This is a genomic window from Paenibacillus sp. S28, from assembly GCF_016624415.1.
Lineage (GTDB): Bacteria > Bacillota > Bacilli > Paenibacillales > Paenibacillaceae > Paenibacillus_AQ > Paenibacillus_AQ favisporus.
Window position 1 is genome coordinate 1 of sequence record NZ_JACVTM010000036.1, and the last position, 7,672, is coordinate 7,672.

The following is a 7,672-nucleotide window of genomic DNA, read 5'->3' on the forward strand; positions in this document are numbered from 1 at the left end:
TACCTTTAAACGCGGTCTGTCTTCTGTGAAGGTACGTCGATAGACGTTTTTTTTACATTATAACAGGTAAAACGGCTGTAAAACGAGATGAAAGCGAATTCTAAAATGGGATTATGACAGGTATTGCAGGGGTTGCTCCATGTTATTTCCAAGGCCGGGCCTATATATTTAGGTCATGCGACGGGCTTGAAGAAAGCCAACATTTACGGGAGGGATTGAATCAATATGGCCAAAATTACGTTTATCGGTGCAGGCAGTACGGTATTTGTAAAAAACGTGCTTGGAGACGTCATGTCAACTCCGGCGCTGCAGGGGTTTGAGCTGGCCCTTTTCGATATCGACATGGAGCGGCTGAACGATTCGGAACGGCTCCTGAACAGCATCAAGGAGACGCTGGGCAGCACATGCCAGATCAAGGCGTACACGGACCGTAAAGAAGCGCTGCGCGGCGCCAAATATGTTATTAACGCGATCCAGGTAGGCGGGTACGACCCTTGTACGATCACCGATTTTGAGGTGCCGAAGAAATACGGCCTGCGCCAGACGATTGCCGACTCGCTGGGCATCGGCGGGATTTTCCGCAACCTGCGTACGATTCCGGTCATGCTGGACTTTGCGAAGGACATTCAGGAAGTCTGTCCGGACGCCTGGTTCCTCAATTACACAAACCCGATGGCAGTGCTGACCAACGTCATGAACACCGTGGGCGGTGTGAAAACGGTCGGTCTGTGCCACAGCGTGCAGCACTGCGTATCCGACCTGTTCAGAACGCTCGAAATGGATCCGACCGGAGTGGAATCCAAAATCGCGGGCATCAACCATATGGCCTGGCTGCTCGAGGTCAAGAAGGACGGGGTGGACCTGTACCCCGAAATCAAGCGCCGTGCCGCCGAGAAGCAAAAGGAGAAGCATCATGACATGGTGCGCTTTGAACTGATGCTGCGTTTTGGCTACTATGTTACGGAATCGTCCGAGCATAATGCCGAATACCATCCGTATTTCATCAAACGCAATTATCCAGAACTCATTGAAAGATACAACATTCCGCTCGACGAATACCTGCGCCGCTGTGTTAACCAGATCAACGGATGGAAGGAAATGCGCGAGAAGCTGTTTGCCAGCGAAAGCATCGGTCACAGCCGTTCTAAGGAGTATGCATCCTACATCATGGAAGCGATGGAGACGAACCAGCCGTTCAAAATCGGCGGCAACGTCATGAACACCGGCCTGATCACGAACCTGCCGAAGGAAGCCTGCGTCGAAGTGCCATGCCTGGTGGATGCCTCCGGCGTGACTCCGACGTACGTGGGCGATCTGCCGCCGCAGCTGGCCGCGCTGAACCGCACGAACATCAATACGCAGCTGCTTACCGTCGAAGCGGCCGTCACCGGGAAAAAAGAGCACATCTACCATGCGGCCATGCTCGATCCGCACACGTCTGCGGAGCTGTCCATCGACGATATCGTGGCGCTGTGCGACGATCTCATCGAGGCGCACGGCAGCTGGCTGCCTGAATTCAAATAAAGGCGTCGCTGTGATGTAAAAAATGAACGGGCTTACCTCTCTGCTGCCTCATGGCAGAGACGGGGTAAGCCCGTTTTTGCATTCCTTCCGGTAGTCCGGGTGGCGGACAGGCCCGGCGTTTCCCACCGATTAGTTCCGTCATCAAAACAGCCATACCAGCAGGATGATCACGGCCACAATGGCTAGACCTATCAGCAGATTGACCAGGTTCCAGAGAAACCCGCGGCCGGCACCTTGATTTACCTTTTCATCGTGGCGCTTCTTGTGAACGTCGGGGTCATACTGTCCGGGAGGGTTGCGAAAATCCATAGCCATTCTCCTTTCGGTTGGAAATGATCCGGCCCTTGTTAGTGCCTGGCTCAGGCGACGGGAAGGGATATCCGGCACTTTTTCAATCGGTTGTTATTTATTATAACGTTTCGGATACCGTTTTGTTGGAAGATTTTCTAGCGCCTGGAAATATAACATTCTGCGTCTTGCCTTCGTTGCCCTATGGCTATTACTGATTGAGTCCGGCAAGTTACAGGATCTGTAAGGAGCTTTTCTATCATTGCTATTTCATATGAATAATTAGTGGCTTATCTATCATAAAGTATCCTACTTCGAAAGTTTTGGGCTGCCTTCGATGCTCCTATCAATATATCGAAGAAGTACCGTTTCATAGAGGAGGATTCAGATTGAAAAGAAACCGATTGTTTTTTGCCGGAAAAGGAACTATTCGCCCCATCGTAGTAAGTACTCTTATTCCCGTGATTTTGATCATGGCCGCTTGCGGTTACTACGTCTTGAACAAGACAGAGCCGGCCGCACAGGTCGTCGTCGAAGCGGAAAGAACAACGGCTCAACCGGTGCAGCGTACATATGAGCCTGACGAAGAAAAGACGAATGTGAAAATGAATGAAAAGGTGAAAGAAAAGAAGGATGACAAGACCGACAACGAGGCGATCGCACCGAACAACAGAGCGGACAAGCCGGTTGAGGCCACGGAAGCAAAAGAGCCAAACGGGCGGCCGGCTTCAGGCGCAGCCAAGACCACTGATCCGCTGCCGCGTTCCGGCAAAGGCATCACCGCCATCGGCGATTCCGTCATGCTGGACGCCGCGCCTTTCCTGGAAAAGATGCTTCCCGGCATCGTCGTGGACGGCAAGGTCGGCCGGCAAATGCGTCAGGCAGGGGAGGCGGTCGACCGGCTGAAAGCCCAGGGCCGGCTCGGCGACCGGATTATCATCGAGCTCGGCACCAACGGGCCTTTTAACAAAAAGCAATTAAGATCTCTGCTGCAGTCGCTGGGCGGCGACAAGCGGGTCCTGCTGGTGAATACGCGTGTTCCGCGGCAATGGGAAGCTGCCGTTAACAGGGATATCGCAGAAGTTGCCAATGAATTCAGCAATGCTGCGGTAGTAGACTGGTATTCGGCCAGCAAAGGCAAAGACGGCTTCTTTTCCCGGGATGGCGTGCATTTGAACCGCAGTGGTTCGGAGTTTTACGCTACCCTGCTTGTAAAGACCCTTATGGCATTCAACGAATAATTTATGTACTCTCCGTGGTATTCATCATTCCGACCGAGGTGATTTCAGACGCTTGGGTAAGCCGCAAGTACATCAAGTCATGCGAAGACCGGTAAGGGGGACACCCTTTGCCGGTCTTTATGTTTCCCGTACGGTTGAATTCACCAAAATCATAGGAACAGACACAAAAAGCTTACAAACACGCATCGTCATACGTAAGATTTTTCCAGTATAGTGAATGCGTAACTTGACATCTCCTTCCCGGAAACACAAATCCGGCACCAAGGCCCGGCCACAGACCCAACCATTTGTAGCGGTGGACCCTGCAGCAAATCAAAACCCCTTCGCATTCCAACAATTCGTCCCAGCCTGTCTGCCCATACCATCCCATCCCGAGAAGGGCGTCCGAACAAACGCCAATATCCGTCCATGCTGCTAAGGAGGTGAGCTCCAGAAATTACCGGGTTCCCAGAAAAATGAAAGCGGTTTATTTTTAAAGACGGGGCAGTTCCTGTCGCAGGTAGTCCAGGTCCAAGTATCCCATTCAGGAGGATGATTATGACGGCTCATCATTTTCAGGCTTTACGGAAAACGGCGGCTCTGTATGCGCTGATCTTCGTGTTTCTCATTTCGCAGTTTTTTTATTCCCCGTCCTGGAGTTATGCAGAACCCGCGGGGGCTGTACCTGCCTCCGGGAGCCAGCAGCCAGGCGGCAATGACACTCCGGATCCGGCCGGCGGTAAGGGCCCTGCTGATTCTCCTGGCGAGGCTGCAGGCTCCGCAGACGCGGGCAATCCGGCCGATGGAGCTGCGGATACGCCGGCTGGAAGCTCCGCCAGCGGGCTGAATTCCGCTGAGCCGGCAGCAACGGCAGAGGGCGCCGCTGCGGCCGCCGAGCCGGGTAATTTGGCGGCGGGCAAGAACATGAGCGCGAGCTCGTATACCCAGACCTACGCGCCGGCGAATGTAGGCGACTCCAATCAGGCTACATACTGGGAGAGTAATAATAACGCTTTTCCGCAGTGGCTTCAGGTTGACCTTGGCGGGTCCTACAATGTTAACAAAGTGGTCCTGAAGCTTCCGGTCAGCGGCTGGGAGAAAAGAGCTCAGACGCTGTCGGTCCAGGGCAGCGCGGACGGGGCAAACTTTACGAATTTGGCCGCCTCGCAGAGCTACACTTTCGATCCGGCCGGCAACAATACGGTGACGGTCAGCTTTACCGCGGCTCCTGCCAGATACGTCAGGCTGGTCTTTACGGCAAATACGGGCTGGCCTGCTGGGCAGATTTCCGAATTTGAGGTGTACGGCTCCGCCGCTGGTGGCGACACGCAGGCCCCTTCCGCCCCGGGAAACCTGGCCTTTACCGAGCCGGCTTCCGGACAGATCAAGCTGACGTGGACCGCTTCCACGGACAATGTGGGCGTAACCGGATATGATATCTACGCGAATAACGCCTTGCGTGCGAGCGTTGCCAGCAGTGCTCTGATGTATACCGACAACCAGCCGGCATCGGCTACCGTCTCCTATTACGTCAAAGCCAAGGATGCGACGGGCAACGTATCCGCGGCCAGCAATACCGTGACCCGAACCGGCACGGGTGGGGGCACAGGCACGAATCTGGCGCTGAACAAGCCGATCACCGCGTCCTCGAATGAATATATCTACGTGCCGGCCAACGCCAATGACGGCAGCCTGACCACCTATTGGGAAGGAGCTGCCAATGCGTACCCGAATACACTGACACTCAGCCTGGGCGCGAATGTGAATATTTCGTCCATCGTGCTGAAGCTGAATCCGGACAGCGCTTGGGGACCACGCACCCAAACGATTCAGGTGCTGGGCCATGACCAGAATTCGACCAGCTTCACGAATTTGGTCTCCTCTGCGCAGTACAGCTTCAGCCCGGCGTCCGGCAACACCGTGACGATTCCGGTGACGGCTACCGCCAGCGACATCCAGCTGAAATTCACCGCCAACTCGGGTTCGACCGGCGGCCAAGTGGCGGAGCTGCAGGTCATCGGAACGCCCGCTCCGAATCCGGATCTGACGATCACGGGCATGTCCTGGACGCCGGCATCTCCGGTAGAGACCGATGCGGTCACGCTGACGTCCACGGTCAAAAACGTGGGGACGGTTTCCTCCGGAGCAACGACGGTGAACTTTTACCTCGGCACGACCAAAGTCGGTTCCGCACCGGTGGGCGCTTTGGCGGCAGGAGCTTCCACGAACGTAACCCTGTCCATTGGCGCCAAAGACGCCGGGAGCTACCAACTGACCTCCAAGGTGGATGAAGAAAAGTCGGTCATCGAGCAAAACGAAGACAATAACGCCTTCACCAATCCATCCCCACTGGTGATTGCACCGGTATCGAGCTCCGATCTGGTAGCTTCTTCGGTGACCTGGACGCCGGGCAACCCTTCGGCCGGCAACACGGTGAACTTTACGGTGACGGTCAAAAATCAAGGAACCGCCGCCTCGGCGGGAGGCGCTCATAATATCAAGCTGACGTTAACCGATGCGACGACCGGCGCGGTGATCAAGACCTTGACCGGCTCGGTCAGCGGTGTCATCGCCAGCGGGGCTTCGGCTGCACCGGTCAGCTTAGGCAGCTGGACAGCGGCGAATGGGAAGTATAACGTCAAGACGGAAATCGCCGTTGACGGCAACGAACTGCCGGTGAAACAGGGCAACAACGTCACAACGCAGTCCTTCTTTGTCGGCCGCGGCGCGAACATGCCGTACGACATGTATGAGGCCGAAGACGGCATTATTGGAGGCGGCGCGGCGATCGTCGGTCCGAACCGGAACATCGGCGACCTCGCCGGCGAGGCTTCGGGACGTAAAGCGGTGACGTTAAACAGCACGGGCAGCTACGTTGAGTTCACGACCAAAGCCAATACGAACACGCTGGTGACCCGGTTCTCCATCCCGGATGCATCCGGGGGCGGTGGTATCGATGCGACGCTGAACGTCTACGTCAACGGCACTTTCGCCAAGACGATCAATCTGACATCGCGCTACGCCTGGCTGTACGGAGACGAAGCGAACCCGAGCAACAGCCCGGGAGCCGGTGCGCCAAGGCATATTTATGACGAGGCCAATATCATGTTCGACAGCACCATCCCGAAAGGCAGCACAATCCGCCTCCAGAAGGATGCGGCCAATACGACGAACTACGCGATCGATTTCATCAGTCTGGAGCAGGTTGCGCCGATTCCGAATCCGGATCCGGCCAAATACGCGGTGCCGGCCGGCTTCACGCATCAGGACGTGCAGAATGCGCTGGATAAAGTGCGAATGGATACGACAGGCAATCTGGTCGGAGTATACCTGCCGCCAGGAACGTATCAGACCTCGAACAAATTCCAGGTCTACGGCAAGCCAATTAAAATCGTCGGCGCCGGCCCATGGTACACACGCTTCGTGGCCCCGGCGAACCAATCCAACACAGATGTCGGATTTACGGCCAACTCCACGGCGAACGGCTCCACGTTCGCGAACTTTGCCTACTTCGGCAACTATACCTCACGTATCGACGGTCCGGGCAAGGTGTTCGACTTCTCGAACGTGGCGAACATGACAATCGACAACATCTGGACGGAGCATCAGGTGTGTATGTACTGGGGAGCCAATACCGATTACATGACGATTACCAATTCGCGCATCCGCAACACGTTTGCCGACGGTATCAACATGACCAACGGCAGCACGAACAATCTGGTGCGCAACGTTGAGGCGCGGGCTACCGGCGACGACAGCTTCGCGCTGTTCTCGGCGATCGACGCGGGCGGGGCGGACGAAAAGGACAACGTCTACGAGAACCTGACGTCGCTCTTGACCTGGCGTGCCGCAGGCCTCGCCGTCTACGGCGGATACGCCAACACCTTCCGGAACATTTACATTGCCGATACGCTGTGCTACTCGGGCGTAACGATCAGCTCGCTGGACTTCGGCTACCCGATGAACGGATTCGGCGCCTCGCCGACGACTAATTTCGAGAATATATCGATCGTCCGGGCCGGCGGGCACTTCTGGGGCCAGCAGACCTTCCCGGCGATGTGGCTGTTCTCGGCATCGAAAGTGTTCCAGGGCATTCGGGTAAGCGACTTGGATATCGTGGACCCGACCTATCACGGCATCATGTTCCAGACCAACTATTTTAACGGACAGCCGCAAAATCCAATCAAGGACACCATTTTCACGAACGTTACGATTTCCGGAGCACAGAAGAGCGGTGACGCATTTGACGCCAAGTCCGGCTTTGGCATCTGGGCCAACGAAATGCCTGAGCAAAATCAGGGGCCGGCGGTCGGATCGGTGACCTTCAACAATCTGAAAATTGTGAACACGGCCACGCCGATCAAAAACAATACGTCGACCTTTACCATCAACGTGAATCCTTGATATCAAACGTGATATAAGTTGAAAAATTGAATTGGATGATGGGGCAAGTACGTAAAATGTCCCTGCGATCATTCTTGTTTTCGGATTTCCTTATATAGCCAGTCAAAAGGACGTACAGCCCCATACCGTTTCTTTGGGAATGGGGCCGTACGTCCTTTGCTGATTTTGTTAAGTCATAAAGAGCACTTCCTTATATCGCAAGAAAAACTTCCGTTAAGTGCGGTCTGGCTTCTTAG

Annotated in this window: 4 protein-coding genes; 3 read left to right on the plus strand and 1 reads right to left on the minus strand. The window is 55.1% G+C overall.

The genetic code is table 11. The annotated features are described in order from the left end of the window. Positions 1-225 precede the first annotated feature (225 nt). Positions 226-1,524, plus strand: coding sequence for an alpha-glucosidase/alpha-galactosidase (locus IAE55_RS33455; RefSeq protein WP_076173052.1), 1,299 nt, complete (start codon positions 226-228; stop codon positions 1,522-1,524). Positions 1,525-1,665: 141 nt separating this feature from the next. Here the strand turns inward: IAE55_RS33455 and IAE55_RS33460 are convergent, their stop codons facing one another. Further along, positions 1,666-1,833, minus strand: a complete 168-nt coding sequence (locus tag IAE55_RS33460; protein ID WP_163880096.1) for a hypothetical protein — start codon at positions 1,831-1,833, stop codon at positions 1,666-1,668. A 368-nt stretch (positions 1,834-2,201) separates the two neighbouring features. Between IAE55_RS33460 and IAE55_RS33465 the strand changes: the two genes are divergently transcribed. Both IAE55_RS33465 and IAE55_RS33470 read left to right on the plus strand, forming a co-directional pair. Continuing rightward, the gene (locus IAE55_RS33465; RefSeq protein WP_200634963.1) at positions 2,202-3,053 is read left to right on the plus strand and encodes an SGNH/GDSL hydrolase family protein; all 852 of its coding nucleotides are present in this window, start codon (positions 2,202-2,204) and stop codon (positions 3,051-3,053) included. Between the two features lie 537 nt (positions 3,054-3,590). Continuing rightward, the gene (locus IAE55_RS33470) at positions 3,591-7,436 is read left to right on the plus strand and encodes a discoidin domain-containing protein (RefSeq protein ID WP_234490055.1); all 3,846 of its coding nucleotides are present in this window, start codon (positions 3,591-3,593) and stop codon (positions 7,434-7,436) included. The last annotated feature ends 236 nt before the right edge of the window (positions 7,437-7,672 follow it).

Excerpts from the sequence above, each read along its gene's own strand:
- IAE55_RS33455 (WP_076173052.1), top strand. The coding sequence starts at position 226 with ATGGCCAAAATTACGTTTATCGGTGCAGGCAGTACGGTATTTGTAAAA.
- IAE55_RS33460 (WP_163880096.1), bottom strand. The coding sequence starts at position 1,833 with ATGGATTTTCGCAACCCTCCCGGACAGTATGACCCCGACGTTCACAAG.
- IAE55_RS33470 (WP_234490055.1), top strand. The coding sequence starts at position 3,591 with ATGACGGCTCATCATTTTCAGGCTTTACGGAAAACGGCGGCTCTGTAT.